Genomic DNA, 20,916 nt, shown 5'->3' with positions numbered 1-20,916 from the left:
GCCACTCTCAGTTTCACCGAAGTAAAACCTACCGTTCGACTTGCATGTATTAGGCCTGCCGCTAGCGTTCATCCTGAGCCAGGATCAAACTCTCCATTGTAAAGTTTCTATTGACGTGCCTACCATAGGTAGGCAACTCTTCTTTTCCTTACCGACTTGTCGTATATTATTATCGTCTTACAGTACTTCAATGAACTTGTCCGACGGCTCTTTAGCCGTCTTTGTGAAATCCCCCGTCTCACCGGGAACATCCCTTTCTTTTTTTCTCGCCGTTTACTTCCTAAACAACTCTCTTGTTTTTCGCTTGGCAAAGGTCCGAAAAAGAACTTTATTTTGCAAAACAATTTCCGGTTTAAAATTCTAAAACTTTTTTGACCGAAAACCTTCTGTTTCTCTTGGCCCGCCAAGCCTTCAACACTATCCTTTCCCCGTTTGGGTCTGCAAAGGTGAGGAAGTTTTCATTAGTTACAAAGCGTTTTACTATTTTTTATTTAACAAAAAGCTAACCATACTAAGCTTCAGGCAAATAAACTTTAAAAACGCTAGCGACTAAATCATAAGTGAACATCCTCTTTCTTATTTCAACTTTAATACCACTACTACTTTTAGTGAGTGCATTAAAAAGCTCTTGTTCTCACAAACAAGAGCTTTTGTGACCTCGCCAGGATTCAAACCTGGAACCTCTTGAGCCGTAATCAAGTGCTCTATTCAGTTGAGCTACGAGGCCATCATTTGGGATTGCAAATGTAGCACATCCCGTTAAATGATCAAAGGTTTTTCAAAATAAATCAAAAAAAACACAGATCAAACCAACCAAACAGTCTTTTAATCAGTCATATATTTTACAATGCAAGCCCCTTATTTAAAACTTACATTCCATCCTCAAAACATACATTAAGAATAATTAAGATAAAAAGCCCTAACTATCAAGCAAGTTTTTATAATTTAGCCTCCTGAAAATAAAATACAAATTACTCTTTCATGAAAAGACTTATAATTATTTTACTTGTATTTACCTTTCCGATCAGCATTTATGCCCAAGAAGGTAAGAACAATCCATTAAAAGGCAGGCCAGATATAAACGGAGATTTATTTTTGGATTTCGGCTTTAATATATTAAACAATAGACCGGAAGATCTAAACACCAAATTCTTCGCCTCAAAGACTGCAAATATCTATTTTCAAAGAGCCATAAAGCTTGGGGAAAAATCTGGATATACTTTTAACCCAGGGATTGGTTTTGGTCTTGATAAAATGGCGCTTAAAAATGACATGACCTTAGTCAACGACCCTGATAAAGGATCCAATTCAAGCATGATTGCAGATTTAGAGGACATTTATGGAGAGGGCACAGTAGTTCATAAAAACACCATGGCGCTTAATTATATTGACATTCCTTTAGAATTCCGATACCACTTCAATAAAAGCGATTATAATGAAGGATTCAGAATCGCTTTGGGCGGAAAAGTAGGCTTTCTATATAATGCACACACTAAAAATGATATCACCACGCCTGATGGTGTACGACAAAAGATAAAAACCACTCAGGAATACGGTTTAAACAAAATTCGATACGGAGCTTATACCAGAGTAGGTTTATCAGGATTTAATCTATGGGCTTATTACGGATTAAACAAAGTATTTGAAAAAGACCTTGGTCCATTGGCCACTGAAGCTAGCCAATTTAACTTTGGACTATCGATAGCTTTATTTTAATAAACCAATCAATAAAAAAAGGGATTTTAAAATCCCTTTTTTTATTGATTAAAATTTGGTTTCCTTTTTTCCAAAAATGCTCTAATTCCTTCTATAAAATCTTTTCCACCACCAACTTTCTGTTGAAACTCTGCTTCCATCTCTAAAACTTCATCCAAACTCATTCCAGCGGCCTTATGAAGCATCTCCTTAATTCCTCCCACTGCTGTTGATGATGCATTGGTATAAACATCAATATATTGTTGTACGACTTCGTTCAATCCAGACGAATCTACACTTTTTGTAATCAATCCAATTTTTTCGGCTTCATCCGCATACACCTTCCTTCCCGTAGTAGCTATTTCATAGGCCTTGGTATAGCCCAGCTTGTTTAACAGGAAATAAGTAGAACCACCGTCCATTACCAATCCAATATGAGGAAATATTTCTGCAAGATATGCATCCTTAGAAGCAACTATTAAGTCACATGCCAAAGCTAGCGAACAACCTGCTCCTGCAGCTAACCCATTTAGTTTACATATAATAGTTTTACTGCATTGTCTGATCTTTAAAATCAAAGGATTATATTGTTCTCTGACAATTTTGGCAAAAGGAATATTTTCTAAATCCTCACCTACTGATTTCAAATCTTGACCACTACAAAAAACTCCTCCCTGACCAGTAATCACTATACACCTAAGCTTATTATCCCTTTCTGCTTCTGTAATCACCTCCAAAAGTTCCTCAAGCAAATCTTTATTGAGTGCATTATAAACTTTCGGCCTGTTCAGGGTTATTTCTACCCATCCTTTATGTTCAGTTACTATAATGCAATTATAATCCATATCCATTAAATCATCAAGAAATAAAAGAAAGCCGCGAAACACGTTATAAAGCCCAGACAAAAGCCCGCTACCAGTTCTAAGGGGCGATGTGCATTCAAATATAATCTACATGAAGCTACCACTCCACTCAATATAATCGTTATTATTAAGGGATATAACAAATGTGACTGCGGAAACTTCCAGCTCAACACAACAATGATTGCTATAAGCCCTGACAAACCTGTCAAATGAGCACTTACCTTCCAAAAAAACGTCACCAAAGTTAGGAGTATTATTGACGCTGTTATTGTGGCTAAACTAAATATTATAAGTTCATCAAAATTAAGCTTTAAATAAAACAGGTAAGTGACCAAAATATAAAACAAGCTCACAATAGAAAAGGGAACAAATCGCTCCTTCTTTTCTGCCATATGAACACTGGGTATGGAGTTAGTGTATTTCATTCCCAATATTGCAAACATAGGAATCATCAAAGTGGACACAATCACTAATAAAAAAATGGAAAGCTTTAATTCATGGGGTACCTTTGTTGCCTCAGGGACCCCATAAAGTATCAAAGCAAAAACCATACTTGGCATTAATAAGGGCTGAAATATCACCGAAAGGGTGAGTGCTATCTTTCTATACACTATAGTTCTTTTCTTAATCTTGCTACTGGAATATGAAGTTGCTCCCGATATTTTGCTACAGTCCTTCTTGCTATATTATAACCTTTATCATTTAACAATTTCACTAATTTATCATCAGAAAGCGGCTTTCTTTTTTCTTCCTCATCCACCAATTTTTGTAAAACACTTTTCACTTCCCGGTTACTCACATCTTCACCTCCTTCAGTAGAAATCCCCTCTGAAAAGAAATACTTCAAAGGAAACACGCCAAACTCTGTTTGAATAGCTTTACTATTGGCCACTCTTGATACAGTCGAAATATCCATATCTATCCTTTCCGCAATATCCTTCAAAATCATCGGTTTCAACTTGGTTTCATCTCCCTCAACAAAGAACTCAGTTTGATAATCCAAAATAGCCTGCATGGTTTTCAAAAGAGTCTGCTGCCTTTGCTTTATAGCATCAATAAACCACTTGGCCGCATCCAATTTTTGTTTTACAAAACTTACTGTATCCTTTAGTTTCTTATCCTTTTTATCACTTTTATCATAGGCCTCAAACATTTCAGAATAAGACCTGCTAACTCTTAATTCCGGAGCATTGCGCGAATTAAGACTGATCTCTAATTTCCCGTTGACATTATTCAAAATAAAATCAGGGATGACATACTGAGTTCGCATTAAGCCATCAGAACCTCCTCCTGGTTTCGGATTTAACCGGGTAATCATATGGATGACTTCTTTTAAATCATCCTCTTCAAGATTACATTTTTTTAGAATCTTATCATAATGCTTCTTGGTAAACTCATCAAAACATTCAGAAACCACGATCAAAGCCTTTTGAACATTCTCATCTTCTTGGTGCTCTTTTCTTTCTAACTGGATTAAAAGGCATTCTTGGAGACTTCTTGCTGCTATTCCTGCAGGATCAAAATTTTGAATCTTCCTTAAGACCTCTTCAACCTCATCCAAATCAGTTTCAACATTTTGGCTAAATGCCAAATCATTGATAATGGCTTCTAGGTCACGACGGATATAACCATCACTCTCTATACTACCAATAAGCTGTCTGCCAATTGTTCTTTGATGTTCATCTAGACGTAAAAAATTCAATTGGGAAATCAGCTGTTCAGACAAAGATGTTCCGCTCGAAAGTGGTATTTCCCTTTCCTCTTCATCTGGGGAATAGTTCCCATCACCTTGCATTTTATACCCACCATAATCATCATTCAAATAATCATCGATGTTAATATCCTTATCATCTTTTTTCTCTTCCTCATAATTATCCGGAAGGACTTCCTCTTCCTGAGGCTCCCCTGTTTCATCTCTCCCTTCTTCTAGTGCTGGATTAATTTCCAACTCCTCCTCTACTCTTGCCTCCAATTCAGCTGTTGGCACCTGCAACAGTTTTATAAATTGAATCTGTTGAGGAGACAATTTTTGGGACAATACCTGATTTAAATTAAGCTTCTGCATATCGCGTACTCTAGAACTCCTTATTTCTTAAAAATTAAACACCACTTTCGGCAAGCCAAATTAAGGTCATTGATTATAATTCAAATTTAGGAAATTACAGCAAAATTTTGATAAAAAGCTTATTATATCGTTTTTTGCATTCCATTTTAAATCAATGATTCAAACTTACCTTTAATGGGGTAAAATCATAAATTCAATTCCTATGGCATTCAACAAACGATCTAAGATTAAATTCTTGCTTGACAATGACATTATTGGTGAAAAAGCCACTATAATGGGCTGGGTAAGAACTAAAAGAAGTAATAAAAGCGTTTCTTTTATTGCCCTTAATGATGGCTCTGTCATCCAAAATTATCAAATTGTTGCTGATCCGAATGTCATAAGCGAAGATATTCTTAGAAGAATTACCACAGGTGCCTGTATCAAAGTTACAGGCCAAGTTGTCGCATCACAAGGATCAGGCCAAGTTTCTGAACTTGCCGCTGAGTCAATTGAAGTTTTAGGTGAAGCTGATCCTGAAAAATACCCTTTGCAGCCCAAAAAACATTCAATGGAATTTCTTAGGGACATTGCCCATCTAAGAATGAGAACAAATACTTTTGGTGCTGTATTCAGAATCAGGCACGCATTGGCTTTCGCTGTCAACCAATATTTCAACAGTAAAGGTTTCTTCTATATCCATACCCCAATTATTACTGCATCAGATGCTGAGGGTGCGGGGGAAACTTTCAAAGTAACTACCTTAGATTTGAAAAACCCTCCATTGACCGAAAATGGAGACATTGATTTCAAGGAGGATTTCTTTGAAAGAGAAACCAATCTAACTGTTTCTGGACAGCTTGAAGGTGAATTGGCAGCTATGGCCCTCTCTGAAATTTACACTTTTGGACCTACTTTCAGGGCTGAAAATTCAAACACTACGAGACATTTAGCTGAATTTTGGATGATCGAGCCTGAAATGGCATTCTATGATGCTGAAGACAACCAGGATTTAGCTGAGGATTTCCTTAAGTATATAATCTCTTATACCTTGAAAAACTGTAAGGATGACCTGGATTTCTTGGATAAAAGGGCTGCGGAAGAAAACGCCAAAAAACCAGCCAATGAGCGAACTGAAATGGGACTCTTGGAACGACTTGAATTTGTAGTAGAACATGAATTCGAAAGACTCACTTACACTGAGGCAATTGAAATACTGAGGAATTCAAAACCTAACAAGAAGAAGAAATTTAAGTACTTAATTGAAGGTTGGGGTGCAGATCTGCAGTCTGAGCATGAGAGATTCTTAGTGGAAAAGCACTTTAAAAAACCAGTAATTCTGACTGACTACCCAAAAGAAATCAAAGCTTTCTATATGAAGCAAAACGAAGATGGAAAGACTGTTGCAGCGATGGATATTCTTTTCCCTGGAATCGGTGAAATTGTCGGTGGTTCTCAAAGGGAAGAGAGCCTAGAAAAACTAACTAAAAGAATGGATGAAATGAACATCCCTCAAGATGAATTATACTGGTATTTGGATACCCGTAGATTTGGCACCACGCCCCATTCAGGTTTTGGGCTTGGTTTTGAGAGAATGGTTCAGTTTGTTACTGGAATGGGAAATATTAGAGATGTAATTGCATTTCCAAGAACCCCAGGAAGTGCAGAATTCTAAATAAAAAGCCCCCTTGGATCAGCTAAGGGGGCGCTTTTTTATTTTATTTTTAATTTGACAAAACTCTTGGGTATCGCCTTAATAACATCTGAAGCAATCGTTCCCCTTAACTTTTTAACTGAGGCAATTTCCCCTGCAACCCCATGCTGAAACACTCCACAAAGTGCCGCATTTTCCGAACTATACCCTTGTCCTAAAAATGAGGTAATCATACCTGTAAGCACATCACCAACACCTCCCGTGGCCATATATTGATTTCCACTGGAGTTAAAATATTGCTTTCCATTTGGTAGGTTAATTGCTGTATGAGCTCCCTTTAAAACCAAAATACAATTATAATTTTGAGCAAATTCAGTTGCTTTTTTCAAACGAACTTGATGATTTTCACATGAACCTACCAAGCGTTCAAATTCCCTTAGATGAGGAGTTAAGATAATATTTTCCCTCAATAATTTTAAAAGCTTTTTATGCTTAGATAATATATTAATACCATCAGCATCAATAACCATAGGTCCTAAAAAGTTATTTAACATTAACTCCAGTAAATTTGCCGTAAGCTCTTGAGTACCCATACCAGGACCTATACCAATAGCATCATATTTATCAAGCTCATTCACATCAATCCCCCCTAAATAGTGGTCATCTTCTGAAGCCATTACCATCAGCTCAGGTAAACTTGCCTGCAATATTTCAACACCACATTTAGGACTTAAACAAGTTACCAGCCCACTTCCTGTACGCATGGCAGCCTCAGAACTCAATTTAATAGCCCCCATTTTTCCATAACTTCCTCCCACTAATAAAACTTTTCCAAAATCACCTTTATGGGCAAACCTGTTAAATGATTTATGTCTAGTCTTAATATCCTTGTATTGCAAGAAATATTTCCCTTCAGAAAATTGACCAAAAAAAGGTTGATCAATACCAATATTTACAACTTTAAGTTTTCCTACGTGCTCAGCATGTTCCGGAAAAAGAAGAGAATATTTAGGAAACTGAAAACTAACAGTAATATCTGCCTTAAAAGCTTCCCCTACCAAGCAGCCATCTGCCGGAAGTCCAGATGGGATATCCACTGCAATTCTTGTGGCATCTTTAATCCTATTTAGTTTACCGATAAGATCTAAATAAAGACCATCCAAAGGTCTATTTACTCCAATTCCTAATATAGCATCGATTAAGACATGAAAATCATAATCAATCAACTTGATTCTTTCATCACAAACAGTTACTGAAGGAAGTTTATCTGGAAGCAATTCCTTGTTTAATAGACAATCAGGACTAGCCGCACCATAGTCTCCTATATAAAAAACCATTACATCATAGCCTTTCCTCCATAGCAACCTAGCAATAGCAAGGCCGTCCCCTCCATTATTTCCATGACCACAAAAAATCCCTACTTTATCATTCCTATGAAAATTTTTTTCAATAAAATCGCAAAAGGCAGTGGCGGCGTACTCCATTAAACGATGAGATGATATCCCTTTCTCGTGTATAAAATCAGCATCTAACTTTTTAACAGAAGTACCAGAAATAATTTCAAGCATTATTATAATTATTAAACTTTAAGCAATTTATGACTTGGAAATCTCATGCGCAACAGAAAGGCTAGTCCCATCACAAAAAACATACCTAAAACTAACGAACTAACCCTCATACTTCCAGTAAATTGTTCAATCAAGCCATATGAAAATGTACCTAAAACGATCGCCATCTTTTCAGTGACATCATAGAAACTAAAATATGAGGCATGGTCAACAGTTTCCTCGGGTATCAATTTGGAATAAGAGGACCGAGAAATAGACTGTATTCCACCCATCACCAAGCCTACGACAAAAGCCAATCCATAAAATTGGTACTCAGTATATACATAATATGCTGAAAAACATATCATAATCCAAATCAAGACCATACTTACCAAAGCTGTCTTATTCCCATTTTTCTTAGATATAAATGCAAATAAATAACTTCCAAATATGGCTACGATTTGAATAATAAGTATAGTTAAAATCAATTTATCACCAGCCAACTCTAATTCTTTATCTCCAAAGGATGCTGCCATATACATCACCGTTTGAACACCCATGCTATAAAACCAAAAGGAAAGTAAAAACCTTTGCAATTGAATCTTACTCTTAAGCCCTTTAAAAACCAATCTAATCTCCTTATAGCCTGACAATAATAAGGATCTATCATATTTTCTACCATAAGGGTTATCCTCTAAAACACTAAAGGGGATCATAGAAAAGCCCAGCCACCACACCCCAGTCATCAAAAATGACCATCTAGCAGCTTCTCCACCATCACTAATATAAAATAATTCAGGCATTTGTATCATTAACAAATTGACCACTAAAAGTATTACACTTCCTATATACCCTAGAGCAAAACCTTTGGCACTTAGCATATCATATTCATCAACATCACTGATTTCTGGAAGAAATGCATTATAAAACACTATACTACCAGCATAACCAATACTTGCCAATACACTACATATTATTCCAAATTCCAAATTGCCTCCATCAAAGAAGAACAACCCCATACAAGATAAGGACCCCATAACAGCGAATATCTTCATAAAGGTTAACTTTTTACCTCCTGAATCTGCCATCCCAGACAAAAGTGGAGATAATAGTGCAATGACCAAAAATGAAAAAGAAATAGACCAAGAATACAATACCGTATTGACCACCTCATAACCAAAAAAAGAAACCAAATCATTATTGGAATCCTTCTGGGTCACATTATTATAATAGACAGGGAAAATAGTGGATGTAATAACTAAACTGTACACAGAATTAGCCCAGTCGTACATTGCCCAAGCTAAATGCGTCTTCTTTTTACTCTTTGACATGGAAATTCACTCTTGTATCTATACAAAAAAAGCTACCCTTTTTGTTAAGGTAGCTTTTTTAATAGATTGAAATGATTCAATTTTTATTTTGTCTTTCCTACTGATGCATAAAGTACCTTTCTTGCATCTGCTTCTCTAAGCTCAAACTGAATATCAGCAATTGGTCCCATCTTAACATCCCTATCTGCTTTAAGGGAAATGGTAATTTGGTCTCTTTCAGCTTCAGATAAGTTATCTTTCTCTTGATTTACCCACAGGAGAATGTCATTCGTAGTAATAGGAACATCATTCGCCTGAATAATAGGCTCGGTACCATAGAGACTTGTATTCTTTGGCTTACCTACATATAGATAAGAGATCAAAGATTTTTTCTCCAATTTCTGCAATTGAGTGGCTTGAGGCAGCTTTTGTTCTACCAATAACTCTTGCTCTCTCAATACAGTGGTAACCATGAAGAAGAAAAGCAACATGAAGATAATATCAGGCAAAGCTGAGGTAGGAATGTTCTCTTCGGTCTTATTTTTTTTCTTAAACTTCGACATAATTATTCACCTCCTGTTTTATCTGGTTCAGCAATTGAAATCGCCATAGGAATGTTTTCTTTTCCTCGTTGCATAAGTTCCTTTTCAGCTGCATCCCTACTGGACAAAGCCCTGTATTCGTCAGCAGTCAAACCTACTCTTTCGGCATAGATCTCAAAATAAGCTTTCTTCACCAAATCAAGTACTTCTAAATATAACTCATAGCTTGTACCACGATTGGTTTTGATTGATACTACTGCCTCGTTAGGATGATCTGAAGATTCAGGATCTTTAGAAGAAATTCCTTTTAAAGAAGGAGGAAGTGTATTGTATAGATCCACATTCTCCTGATCAGGATTTCCGAAGTTCAAAACAAACTCCTTAATATCCTGGTCCAATCCCTCAGTGTTATCCCTGAAATCATCTTCAACCAATAACTGGTCATTAGAATTGATCAATATCTTAAAGATATTTCTCTCATTCTTTTTAATATCAGGTGGTGGCACGTTAGGGTCTTGCTTTGGAGGCAAGATGTTAGTGATACCTTTGTCAGAAGCAATTGTAGTTGTTACAAGAAAGAAGATAAGTAGCAAGAAGGCGATATCCGCCATGGAACCTGCATTTACCTCCTGACTCATTCGGTTTTTCTTTCTTGCCATCGTAAATTACTTTATTATTTTACTTAATTCAGTAAATACAATCCCCACTAAAGAAAGTGCGAATAGTATATAAGTAGTTAGCAATATTCCACCAACAGCTTTGGAAGCTCCTGGAGTCAGGTTAAACGGTTCAACTGCATATTTAGGCAATACCTCGTCGCCAGAAACAGAGTAGGCAACAAAGAACAATACCCCAACACCAATTACACCGACACCTATCTTAAGCAAACTTTTTGGGTTATCAATTGATTTGATTAGAGGCATTACTATTGCAAATAACACTCCAAATCCGATCAATGCATAACTTACATATAGCATGATATCGTAAGAATCCATATCGTTTAGTTCTTTGGTTGGTTAATAAATGTATTTATTCGTTAAAGCAATCTTTGACTATTATTTAGTCAATTTGTGCTTTACAAGGATATCAACCAAAGTGATAGAAGCATCCTCCATATCGTTCACCAATGAATCGATTTTCGCCACGCAGTAGTTATAGAACAACTGTAGGATAATCGCTACGATCAAACCAGCTACAGTAGTCAAAAGGGCGATTTTAATACCACCTGCTACCAAAGAAGGAGAGATATCACCTGCTGCTTCAATTGAGTCAAAGGCACCAATCATACCAATTACAGTACCCATGAAACCAAGCATTGGAGCAAGAGAGATGAATAGTGAAATCCATACTAAACCTTTCTCCAAACGTCCCATTTCAACAGAACCGTAAGCGATGATAGACTTTTCAACCATTTCGATACCTTCAGAGTATCTCATCAAGCCCTGAGTAAAGATAGAAGCTACTGGACCTTTAGTGCTTTTTGTAACGTCTTTTGCCGCTTCAATCCCACCTTGATCAAGTGCATCTTCAACTTTAGCTAAAAGCTTTTTAGTGTTAGTAGTTGAAAGGTTAAGGGTAATAATTCTTTCAAGAGCTACTGCAAGACCCAAGATCAAACAAATCAATACTGGAGTCATGAAAGTTGGATCACCTTCGATGAACTTATCCTTGATTATTTGATGGAAAGGCTGTTCTTCCACTACAATCTCGTCGTCAGCAACAACTGGTGCAGGTTCCTCAACTGCTTCTTCTTCCATTGCCATTTCAGTAGTGTCTTCAGCAGAAGCTTCTTCTGTGGCATCCTGTGCTTTTGTGATAACCGGAGATAGAAGTAGTCCGGTAAGCATGAACAAAGCGATTAACTTTTTCATAATTTAGTTTTTAATAGACTTTAAATAAAGGTTAAACGGTTTCTAATTTTAATATTGAGCTTTTAAAGATATAATTTTTTCAAATCAAATGACAAGGGATGTTACTATAATTTTTTCTGTAAGACATCCACTACCCTTTTCTATTCAATCCTCTACAAGTTAGTTAACTTTTCATAAACTAAAAAAGCTTTAGTCTTATGAACGGATGATTAAGTATACCAAATTACTCTAAGAGGATATAAAGAAAGAAAGAACGTATGGCTTGTCTGTGGCAAATTTGGCCGAATAATAAAATGCAGAGAGGAAGGGATTCGAACCCTCGATACCCTTTAGGGGTATACACGCTTTCCAGGCGTGCTCCTTCGACCGCTCGGACACCTCTCTGTATATTTCGCTAACAATCGAAGCGACAAATAAAAATATAATATTTTCCTCCTGCAAATAAACTAACGCTTATTTAAGCAAAAATAAGCGTCTAAAACACATGACTCAAACTTCACTTTAAATATAAGACTGAAAATCAAGCGCTTGATAATTCGTGATTTTTTTCTACTACTTTAATCTTTTAATAGATTTTTTTGGCTAACTAAAACCTAGATACTGGTCAAGGACATTTCACCTGCTATAGGAGTAATCAGTTTTCTTCTGATTTCATCATCATCTGTTTCATTGGCCAACAAAAACATCATCTTACAAATAGCTGCTTCCGAAGTAATATCACCTCCACTTAAAACACCAATCCTTTTCAGCTCTTTACTGGTCTCATATCTCCCCTGAATCACTCTACCACCATTACATTGTGACACATTCAATATGATGATCCCCTTCTTTACTGCTCTGTCGATACACTCTACAAACCAATCTTCTGTAGGGCTGTTTCCTGAACCATAAGTTTCCATAACTACCCCCCTTAAACCTTTTGTATTAAAACAACTATCCATGACTTCAGCTGTAATACCTGGAAACAACTTCAAGATCATGACACTTTTGTCCAATTTATTGAGGTACTTTAATTGCACACCTTCCTTATATGGTTTGATGGCAGCATAATTAAAATCAATTACAATCCCTGCCTCTGCCAATGGCGGATAGTTTTCGGATTCGAAAGCATCAAAATGCACACTTTGCATCTTCTTGGCCCTATTCCCTCTAAGGAGCATATGATTAAAGAAAATGCACACTTCTGGCACAATAGGTTTTCCATTGGCTTTGGAAATGGCAATTTCCAACGAAGTCATCAAATTTTCCCTTGCATCAGAACGCATGGCACTTATAGGCAACTGAGCTCCTGTAAAAATCACAGGTTTACTCAAGCCTTTCAGCATGAAACTCAACATGGATGCTGAATAAGCCATGGTATCCGTTCCATGAAGAACTACGAAACCATCATAAGTATCATAGTTCTCATAAATAATATAGGCCATATCCACCCAATGCTGCATGTTCACATTGGATGAGTCAATTGGTTCCGGAAAACTAATTACCGTAATGGCAATATTCATATTGGTCAAATTGGGTATTTTCTCCAATATCTGCCCAAAATTAAAGGGCACTAGGGAGCCTTCCTCATCATAGGCCATCCCTAGGGTTCCCCCTGTATAGATTATCAGCACCGAAGATTTGATCTCACTCTTGGCTGCTGTATTTAATCTTACGATCTTATAATTCATAGTTCAGACCGGTTAAAAACTTTATTGGCATTTAAATTAGTGATTTCGGAAACCTTTTCAAGTGTATTCTCTGTAAGATCTCCTACTCGCTGTGCAATTAAGGGAATATACTCTGGAGAATTGCGCTTGCCTCGATGAGGTACAGGGGCCAAATAAGGTCCATCTGTTTCCAAAACCAAATTATCCAGACCTATTTCTGGTAAAACTTTGTCCAAGCCACCATTTTTAAAGGTAGAAACACCTCCTATTCCCAACAAAAAGCCCATCTCTGTAATTCTCTTGGCCTGCTCTACACTACCTGTAAAACAATGAAAAATCCCTGTTAGCTTTTCATCATTGAGCCCTCCAATGATCTCAATCGTTTCATCGATTGACTCCCTACAATGTAGAACAATCGGTAATTCCTTTTCCTTGGCCCAGTTAACTTGGATTTTCAAAGCTTCCTTCTGCTCTTCAAAGAGGCTCTTGTCCCAATATAAATCCGTACCAATCTCTCCAATTGCTACAAAAGGTCGCTTATTCAACCAATCCTCCATCACATATAATTCCTTTTCAAAGCCTTTTTTCACATCACAGGGATGCAATCCCATCATTGGAATACAAATATCCGGATAGCGATGCTCAGCTTCCAACATGGCATCAATAGATTCCACATCCACATTGGGCATATAGATCTTTGTCACACCATTTTCAACACTTCTTCGGATCACCTCATCGCGATCACTATCGTACTTCTTAGAATAAATATGGGCGTGGGTATCAATAAATTGCATCAGTACTTCCTTTCTTTCCATTTAATTTTCGAAGGCCAAAAATAATACACTATTGTGGACCATGAAATTACTGGATAATAAACTTCAAATATTATTAGCTGAAATAAAGGCACGACCTGTCCAGCTTTTTTTGCTAAAGACTTTATAAATAGGGATTGCATAATCCATTTACCACCCCAAACTAATCCCGCCTCTATTGGGAAAAATGTTAGGAGAACAAAAATACAGGGGTAAAACATTACTTGCAGCAATAATAATAGCTGCCATTTCATAGGTAATGTCCTAGCACCCCACATCCATCTTTTCCTTTGAATAAGCAAGGTCAATAAATTCTTCTCTCCTTTAGTATCTATTAAACTTGCAGAACTAAATTGGTGAACAGGTTTATAACCTGCTGCTTTTACAGCCTCTCCTAGGGAAAAATCCTCAGTCACTGAAAAAAACAATCCTTCATAGCCACCTACATTTTCATAGGCTTCCCGACTCACCAGCATATTATTCCCCATAGCAGTCAACAAAAAACCAAGATCTGAGGTCACCTTTATCATCCCCAAGGTTTGCCACCACTCCAAGCCTTGAAGCTTCTCAAACAAATTTTTTCCCGCAACCTGAGTCACTCCAACCACCAATCCAAACTTTGGCTGATAAGCCTTTACCATTTCTTTTGCCCACTGCTTGCCCACCTTACAATCAGCATCTGTCAATAAGAGCAATTCACCTTTTGACTTTTCTATCAATTGAGCTAATGCATTGGCCTTCCCATTGATATGGGAGTACAGTGGTTGAATCTCCACATGAGTCCTTTGGTTATCATTACTTGCCCAAACGCTCAAGATAGATGGAGTTTCATCCTCACTTTGATCATTCCCAATGATAAATTCTATTTTATTCCTTGGGTAGTCGATTAGCTCAAAAGCCTTTAAACATTCTGCTAAAACAGCTGACTCATTTCTTGCTGTCATAATTACCGAAACAGATGGCCAGTCAGACTTTTCCTGATCTTGCTCACTATGATTTTTATAATTGTACAGGAAAAGGATCAGCAATAGGACATCCTGTACAACCAAAAGTGCAACAAGGATAATGGCAGCCCAGACAATCATAATAAGGCAGTTTGGAGATTATTCTTTTTTAGGTAATCCAAATACTGGGGCAAAGTCTCTTTAATGATGGCCTCTGTTTTTTGCTGGTCATGAAAAAGTATAATAGAACCATTTTGGGTATATTTTATCGTCTTTTGCAGACATTGACTCGGACTGATTCCGTTTACAAAATCACCAGACAAGACATCCCACATGATGATTTTAAAGTCCTTGGAAATAACTTTTGTCTGACTTGTTTTTAGTCTACCATATGGTGGACGAAATAAATGTGTGTCAAGTCCCAAAATATTTTTAATGGTTTGTTGACATTTCTCTAGGTTCCCAATATACCTATTGTGATCTGCCTTTGCGCCATTTAGATGGTTATAAGTATGATTTCCTATTTGATGGCCCTCTTCAATGACCCTTCTGGCTAAATCAGGATACTTTTGAATATTATCTCCCACCATAAAAAAGGTAGCCAACATCCCTCTCTTTTTCAGTTCATCCAAAACAAATGGCGTTATACTTGGTACAGGTCCATCGTCAAAAGTCAAATAGACTTCCATTTTTGTTCTTGACTTGTTCCAAATATATTTTGGGAATAGCCATTTCACCAGCTTAGGCACAAAATGGATTATCATAATATTTGGCTAGTGGAACTGAATACTTAACATGGTTGTATCATCCCTTCGTTCTACACCTTCTGAAAATCTATCCCAGCTATTAAACAGCATTTCATGAAATTTTTCAGGGTCGATATTCCCTTCTTTTTTTACAAAATCAAAGAGTCTTTCTTCACCAAACTCTTCCTCATTCTTATTAATGGCCTCAGTGAGCCCGTCTGTATACATATGGATACTGAAATCCTTTAAGGCTTCTCTTTTCCCCTCCTCTATAAATGGCAATTCTTTAAAAGCTCCCAATATGGTAGTACCTGCCTCTAACAACTCACATTCGCCAATATTCCCTCCACATAATAGAGGAGCATTATGACCGGCATTGACATATTTCAAACACTTGGTCTTATAATTATAGTATCCCAAGAAAAAAGTTATGAATCGTTCTCCTTTTGTATTGTCGAAAATAGTAATGTTCAATTGTTTTGCAATCATGGAAAGATCTGAGGAACTCAATAGTAAAGTCCTTAATGCTGCCTGAAAGTTGGACATCAACAATGCTGCAGGCATACCCTTTCCAGACACATCGGCAATACAGAAAAACACCTCATCATCCGATTTCTGAATAAGATCATAATAATCCCCTCCTACTGTACTATGGGGGTAGTACGTCACCTTCGCCTTTAACTTCTCCGTCACCGGCAACTTGTCAGGAAACAACATGCGCTGAACATTGCTGGCAATCTCCACTTCTTTCTTCAACCTTTCCTGCTCCAACTGTCTCCGAGCAAAACGCTTATTTTCCAAGGCCACCACTAAGATATTGGTAAGGGCCTGGGTAAAGTCCAAATCCAATTCCCGATCTACATCCTTTGTCTTTAAAAGAAGTATGGCAAGCATTTTATCCTTATGATATACCGGCACATATATATCCAATTCGTTAAAGGAATACTCTCTGGGCATAACCAAATTGAGTTTTCCTATTTCACGATTGTCATCCACATCTTTATAAGGTATCAACTTTGGGATATTTTGCTTCACGCCATGTTTCACCCTTTCCTGAAAACCATCTTGATTGGCCACATACAATACCAAAGCCTTAATATTCAAATGAACCAAACAGGTGAATTTGAATATATTGAGCAATACCGATTCGGTTTTATTTTCATTGATGGCCTGTGTAATCTCCAACAATGCTTTCAGCTCAAGTTCTTTTCTTTGATATTTTAAGGTTTCGGTGGTCAAGTTCCCTCCTATTTTTACAATGTATTGTGTTCCATCAGTCCTTTTTTGGTAGCCAGGAAATAATAGTTTTTTCCTTGCCCTGCTATGTCGATTCCCTCAAAGAGTTCTTCATCAGGCCCTACCATACACTTGATAAGTTCTCGGGAATGCAACTCCTGCAAGGTAGCCAAAAGCTCCTCATCTTCCCAGTTTAAAGTTTCTTTTAAATAGCCATATGGCTGAACAAAGTAAAGTTCATCCAACAACTCGTATTCTTCGTCTGACATTTTTTCTTTCGCTATCAGTTAAATTTAAATACCAAACACTATCTCCCTTTCCAAGTCAGGTTTCCAAACAATGCCAAAAACACCACAGTAACTACAAATAAAGGATGAAAAAAACTGGTGTACATAAAACTCAAAAAGGGCAATTTTATTTCATAATCCTTTAAAACTTTATTCAGGGACCAATATTCCACCAAAACCTTTATTGACCAGTAAAGCAAAAACAACAAGGGGATCAATCCTCCTCCAAACAATAAAAAGACAGTTAAAATACTGAAAACGGTAAATAATGCACTTATAATGGCCCCCGCTGCATTTTCCCAATTTTGATGTTTATTCCATTTTTTCGCCCATCTGGCACGCTGAAACAATAGTTTCTTCCAGTTTTGCCGGGCCTTGGTACGCACCAAAACCTCTTTTCCAGAAAGGTACTTTATAGCATCAGCACCAAAGCGCTTGCTCATTTTTTCAAGCAAAAAGGAATCATCTCCTGAAGCATAATCACGGTTACCCTGATACCCCCTTAAATGTAGAAAAGCAGCTTTTCTATACCCCATATTGGCTCCGCTGCACATCACTGGTCGACCTATTTGAATAAAGAACTTGGTCATCAATAAAACACTTCCCCATTCAATCTGTTGAAAATTCTCAAACATTGTCTTTCCACCCTTTGACATGACCGGCCCTGCGACCATTTGAATATTGGGATCATCAAAAGGCTTCACCATATCCTTCACCCATTGTGCAGGCAACTTACAATCTGCATCTGAGGTAAGCACAATAAGTCCGTTGGAGACTGCCACCCCTCTTTCAAGAGCAGCCTTCTTACCTTCCCCTTGGCTTTGAATCAACAGAAAATTGTCATGCCCTTTACTTTTAAGCCACTCTTTTACAAATTCCTCCCCACCATCTTCACTATGATCATCCACCAAAACAACTTGCAAATTAGCATATTCCTGCTTTGCCAAATTCGACAATAGTTTTGGTAGATTATTAATTTCATTTCTAAAAGGTATGACCAAAGAAACTGGATATTCAAAAGCCTGATCAACGCCTGTGTCAGATGGCTTATCTTTCCCCCAATAATAGACCAAAAGCAGAAGGATAGCTGAATAGACAGCCAAAACTCCAAAAAAGAAAAATACCAAAAGATTCATGTCCATGGGAGGATTTCTAGTAAATTGCGCTAATGGGCAAAATAGCGAAAAAGGAGCTTAAAGAACAAATCATTTTAGGAATTGATCCAGGCACCAATATAATGGGATATGGCCTGATATTGGTAAGAGGCAATAAATACGAGCCCCTGCAATACGGTGTGATCCACCTAAAGAAATATGGCTCCCATGAACTTAAACTCAAAAAGATTTTTGAACGCATCACAGGGATCATCGATGAATTTCTCCCTGACAAAGTAGCCCTAGAAGCCCCTTTCTATGGCCAAAACGTTCAGTCCATGCTCAAACTAGGCAGGGCCCAAGGTGTCGCTATGGCTGCAGCACTGGCCAGAGATATACCCATAGCCGAATATTCCCCTAAGAAAGTAAAACAATCAGTTACAGGGAATGGCAATGCTTCCAAGGAACAGGTAGCTGAAATGCTTAAGACTTTATTAAAAATAGAATCAATCCCCAAACTTCTGGATGCTACAGATGCTCTGGCGGTAGCCCTTTGTCACCATTTCCATGATGGCAGATTACAAAGTCGAGGTCGGTCAGCAGGCTGGAAATCATTCCTTGAAGAAAATCCAGACAGGATTAAATAAAAATTATCATCTGAATTCCCTCTAGGATTCCAGTAAACACAATCCCTTTGCCCAAGTGGTGGGAAGCCTATCTAACTGCCAGATAGAACTGAAGCCTGAAGCAGTGGATTCTTAAATCAAACAAAACGATCGTTTCCATTCGCTTCTAATCTTTACTGATACAGTTAAGGATATACCTATTATTAAAAATGTTTCCTTACAAGTAAATCACTTGATTAACCCATTAAATAGATTAACTCAAGCATTTACAATATAGCTGCTCCTTCAATATGCATTTATTAAAGCTCGATGCTACAATTTGACCAGGGTAGGATAGAAACCTCTGTGTTCATCGAAACCTGTTAAAAGAAAGAAAATCTTATCTGAGCTATCTGATACCCCAACAATACGAAAAATCAAATCAGCCATTCAGCTCCTTAATGGTTGGAATAATATTGGCTTATCGCTATAAGGGATAGAAGGATTTCTAAGCTTCTTCAAACCAAAACATTAAAGGTATGCCCACATGCTTTTCTAGGACTTAGGGTGTAGACTAGCCTAAAGCTCGGATAAGAGAAACACGGGATAAACACGGGATATACACGGCCTAACTAGGGGTTAAATATGGGTTAAAGGGCAATGTTAAAAATGTTACATTCATTAATATGGACCATTTTCACACCAGTAACCTGATTTCCCTCTGCCTGTCCGCCCGCGACGGAGATTCCACGGTCCTATCTGGGGCATTAGATAGGTTTAAACAATCATTTCTATGAGATATGTGCTGTTTTTGAGAGAATGTTTTGTGGGGTTAAATATGCTAGTGAAATAGCTGATATACAGAAAACATGAAAACACAAAAATAAAATAAGCAGAAAGGCCACAAAGCAGTTTGTTTTCATGTTTGCTTTGTGGCCTTTTTATATTTTTCCTCTGGGAATTAACTCACTTTTAGAAATGTACCCATCCTTGAGCCTTTAACTGAACAGCGGTATCACTCTTGGTGACCATAAACTTGCCTTCCTCTTCTTTGGTCACATGCCCGATAAAATGTATATCTGGATGTTTCTCCAGTTTATGGAAATCATCTTGGCTAATTGTAAACACCAACTCATAATCCTCTCCGCCATTTAGCACACAGGTGATTGGATCCAAATTAAACTCCACCGCAGTATCATAGGTTTGCTTATCTATTGGCAGTTTGTCTTCATAGATCATTACCCCGACCTTGGATTGTTTACAAATATGAAACAGCTCTGAAGCCAGCCCGTCAGACACATCCATCATGGAAGTAGGTACCACCTCCAATTCCTTTAACTCGTGGATTATGTCCATTCTTGCATCTGGCTTTAACTGTCTTCCGGTAATATAGGCATACTTGTCCAGTTGTGGTTTCATGTTTGGGTCAGCCATAAAGACTTCTTTCTCCCTCTCCAGTACCTGCAATCCGATCAAAGCACCACCAAGGTCACCTGTCACGCAGATGATATCATTTACCTTTGCTCCAGAACGATATACTTCCTTTCCTTTTTCTACCTCGCCAATAGCGGTCACCGAAATTACCAAACCAGCTCGGGAAGAAGTGGTATCCCCACCAATCACATCCACATTATAATGTTCTGCTGCGGCATTGATCCCAGCATATATCGCCTCCACTGCCTCTACAGAAAACCTGTTGCTTAGTGCAATACTAACGGTAATCTGTTTTGGAACGGCATTCATGGCTGCTATATCTGAAATATTTACCGCAACCGCTTTAAACCCCAAATGATGCAAAGGAGCATAAGAAAGATCAAAATGCACTCCTTCCAATAATAGGTCGGTGGTCACCACCTTTACCTTATCTCCAGCATCCAATACTGCAGCATCATCACCAATCCCCTTCAAAGTATCCTGATGTCGAATTTGTATTTTACTATTCAATTGATCAATCAGACCAAATTCCCCGATTTCTCCTATTTCTGTTCTCTTTTCGCTCATAATTTCCTTCTAATTG

Annotated in this window: 19 protein-coding genes, 2 tRNA genes and 1 rRNA gene; 3 read left to right on the top strand and 19 right to left on the bottom strand. The window is 37.6% G+C overall.

The genetic code is table 11. The features are described 5' to 3' along the window. Positions 1-100 (bottom strand): 16S ribosomal RNA (locus tag H7U17_RS03560); the annotation flags it as partial. A gap of 553 nt (positions 101-653) precedes the next feature. Continuing rightward, positions 654-727: transfer RNA gene (locus H7U17_RS03555), tRNA-Arg, on the bottom strand. A gap of 254 nt (positions 728-981) precedes the next feature. Between H7U17_RS03555 and H7U17_RS03550 the strand changes: the two genes are divergently transcribed. Further along, positions 982-1,716 (top strand): porin family protein, encoded by a 735-nt coding sequence (locus tag H7U17_RS03550; RefSeq protein ID WP_186754852.1) that lies wholly within the window; start codon positions 982-984, stop codon positions 1,714-1,716. 41 nt (positions 1,717-1,757) lie between these two features. On the opposite strand, the gene H7U17_RS03545 is transcribed toward H7U17_RS03550, so the two are convergent. After that, positions 1,758-2,540: an enoyl-CoA hydratase/isomerase family protein gene (locus H7U17_RS03545; protein ID WP_186754851.1), complete on the bottom strand. Its 783-nt coding sequence runs from the start codon at positions 2,538-2,540 to the stop codon at positions 1,758-1,760. A gap of 628 nt (positions 2,541-3,168) precedes the next feature. Beyond that, positions 3,169-4,623, bottom strand: coding sequence for an RNA polymerase factor sigma-54 (gene rpoN, locus H7U17_RS03540; RefSeq protein ID WP_186754849.1), 1,455 nt, complete (start codon positions 4,621-4,623; stop codon positions 3,169-3,171). 202 nt (positions 4,624-4,825) lie between these two features. Here rpoN and asnS point away from each other — a divergent pair, with 202 nt between their 5' ends. Next, the gene (gene asnS / locus H7U17_RS03535) at positions 4,826-6,277 is read left to right on the top strand and encodes an asparagine--tRNA ligase (protein WP_186754846.1); all 1,452 of its coding nucleotides are present in this window, start codon (positions 4,826-4,828) and stop codon (positions 6,275-6,277) included. A gap of 38 nt (positions 6,278-6,315) precedes the next feature. Here asnS and H7U17_RS03530 read toward each other — a convergent pair whose 3' ends face one another. The 14 genes from H7U17_RS03530 to H7U17_RS03465 form a co-directional block, all read right to left on the bottom strand. Further along, positions 6,316-7,824, bottom strand: a complete 1,509-nt coding sequence (locus H7U17_RS03530) for an NAD(P)H-hydrate dehydratase (protein WP_186754844.1) — start codon at positions 7,822-7,824, stop codon at positions 6,316-6,318. Between the two features lie 11 nt (positions 7,825-7,835). Next, entirely contained in the window at positions 7,836-9,134 is a 1,299-nt protein-coding gene (locus H7U17_RS03525) for an MFS transporter (RefSeq protein ID WP_186754842.1), read from the bottom strand. 83 nt (positions 9,135-9,217) lie between these two features. Then, positions 9,218-9,676, bottom strand: a complete 459-nt coding sequence (locus H7U17_RS03520; RefSeq protein WP_186754841.1) for an ExbD/TolR family protein — start codon at positions 9,674-9,676, stop codon at positions 9,218-9,220. 2 nt (positions 9,677-9,678) lie between these two features. Next, the gene (locus tag H7U17_RS03515; protein ID WP_186754840.1) at positions 9,679-10,314 is read right to left on the bottom strand and encodes an ExbD/TolR family protein; all 636 of its coding nucleotides are present in this window, start codon (positions 10,312-10,314) and stop codon (positions 9,679-9,681) included. Positions 10,315-10,320: 6 nt separating this feature from the next. Next, the gene (locus tag H7U17_RS03510) at positions 10,321-10,650 is read right to left on the bottom strand and encodes a hypothetical protein (protein WP_186754839.1); all 330 of its coding nucleotides are present in this window, start codon (positions 10,648-10,650) and stop codon (positions 10,321-10,323) included. Between the two features lie 60 nt (positions 10,651-10,710). Continuing rightward, positions 10,711-11,526, bottom strand: coding sequence for a MotA/TolQ/ExbB proton channel family protein (locus tag H7U17_RS03505; RefSeq protein WP_186754838.1), 816 nt, complete (start codon positions 11,524-11,526; stop codon positions 10,711-10,713). 296 nt (positions 11,527-11,822) lie between these two features. Then, positions 11,823-11,910 (bottom strand) — tRNA-Ser (locus H7U17_RS03500). Positions 11,911-12,119: 209 nt separating this feature from the next. Next, positions 12,120-13,196: an asparaginase gene (locus tag H7U17_RS03495; RefSeq protein ID WP_186754837.1), complete on the bottom strand. Its 1,077-nt coding sequence runs from the start codon at positions 13,194-13,196 to the stop codon at positions 12,120-12,122. Continuing rightward, positions 13,193-13,969, bottom strand: coding sequence for a TatD family hydrolase (locus tag H7U17_RS03490; RefSeq protein ID WP_186754937.1), 777 nt, complete (start codon positions 13,967-13,969; stop codon positions 13,193-13,195). Before H7U17_RS03490 ends, H7U17_RS03495 begins: the two co-directional genes overlap by 4 nt. Further along, positions 13,969-15,072 carry a glycosyltransferase gene (locus tag H7U17_RS03485; protein ID WP_186754836.1) on the bottom strand — a complete coding sequence of 368 codons (1,104 nt, stop codon included), beginning with the start codon at positions 15,070-15,072 and terminating at the stop codon, positions 13,969-13,971. The genes H7U17_RS03490 and H7U17_RS03485 overlap by 1 nt, the downstream gene beginning before the upstream one ends. Then, the gene (locus H7U17_RS03480; protein WP_186754834.1) at positions 15,069-15,695 is read right to left on the bottom strand and encodes a polysaccharide deacetylase family protein; all 627 of its coding nucleotides are present in this window, start codon (positions 15,693-15,695) and stop codon (positions 15,069-15,071) included. The genes H7U17_RS03485 and H7U17_RS03480 overlap by 4 nt, the downstream gene beginning before the upstream one ends. Before the next feature lie 9 nt (positions 15,696-15,704). Continuing rightward, the gene (locus H7U17_RS03475) at positions 15,705-16,916 is read right to left on the bottom strand and encodes a PP2C family protein-serine/threonine phosphatase (RefSeq protein ID WP_186754832.1); all 1,212 of its coding nucleotides are present in this window, start codon (positions 16,914-16,916) and stop codon (positions 15,705-15,707) included. Positions 16,917-16,930: 14 nt separating this feature from the next. Beyond that, complete coding sequence (locus tag H7U17_RS03470) at positions 16,931-17,182, bottom strand: hypothetical protein (RefSeq protein WP_186754830.1); 252 nt, start codon at positions 17,180-17,182, stop codon at positions 16,931-16,933. 38 nt (positions 17,183-17,220) lie between these two features. Then, complete coding sequence (locus H7U17_RS03465) at positions 17,221-18,342, bottom strand: glycosyltransferase (protein WP_186754827.1); 1,122 nt, start codon at positions 18,340-18,342, stop codon at positions 17,221-17,223. Positions 18,343-18,368: 26 nt separating this feature from the next. On the opposite strand from H7U17_RS03465, the gene ruvC reads away from it, so the two are divergent. Next, positions 18,369-18,941: a crossover junction endodeoxyribonuclease RuvC gene (gene ruvC / locus H7U17_RS03460; RefSeq protein ID WP_186754826.1), complete on the top strand. Its 573-nt coding sequence runs from the start codon at positions 18,369-18,371 to the stop codon at positions 18,939-18,941. Between the two features lie 930 nt (positions 18,942-19,871). Here the strand turns inward: ruvC and thiL are convergent. Next, complete coding sequence (gene thiL, locus H7U17_RS03455; protein WP_186754825.1) at positions 19,872-20,900, bottom strand: thiamine-phosphate kinase; 1,029 nt, start codon at positions 20,898-20,900, stop codon at positions 19,872-19,874. Positions 20,901-20,916: the final 16 nt, after the last annotated feature.

Origin of the sequence: Echinicola salinicaeni (assembly GCF_014280965.1) — a bacterium.
GTDB lineage: Bacteria > Bacteroidota > Bacteroidia > Cytophagales > Cyclobacteriaceae > Echinicola > Echinicola salinicaeni.
This window is presented reverse-complemented; position numbering and strand designations above follow the sequence as displayed.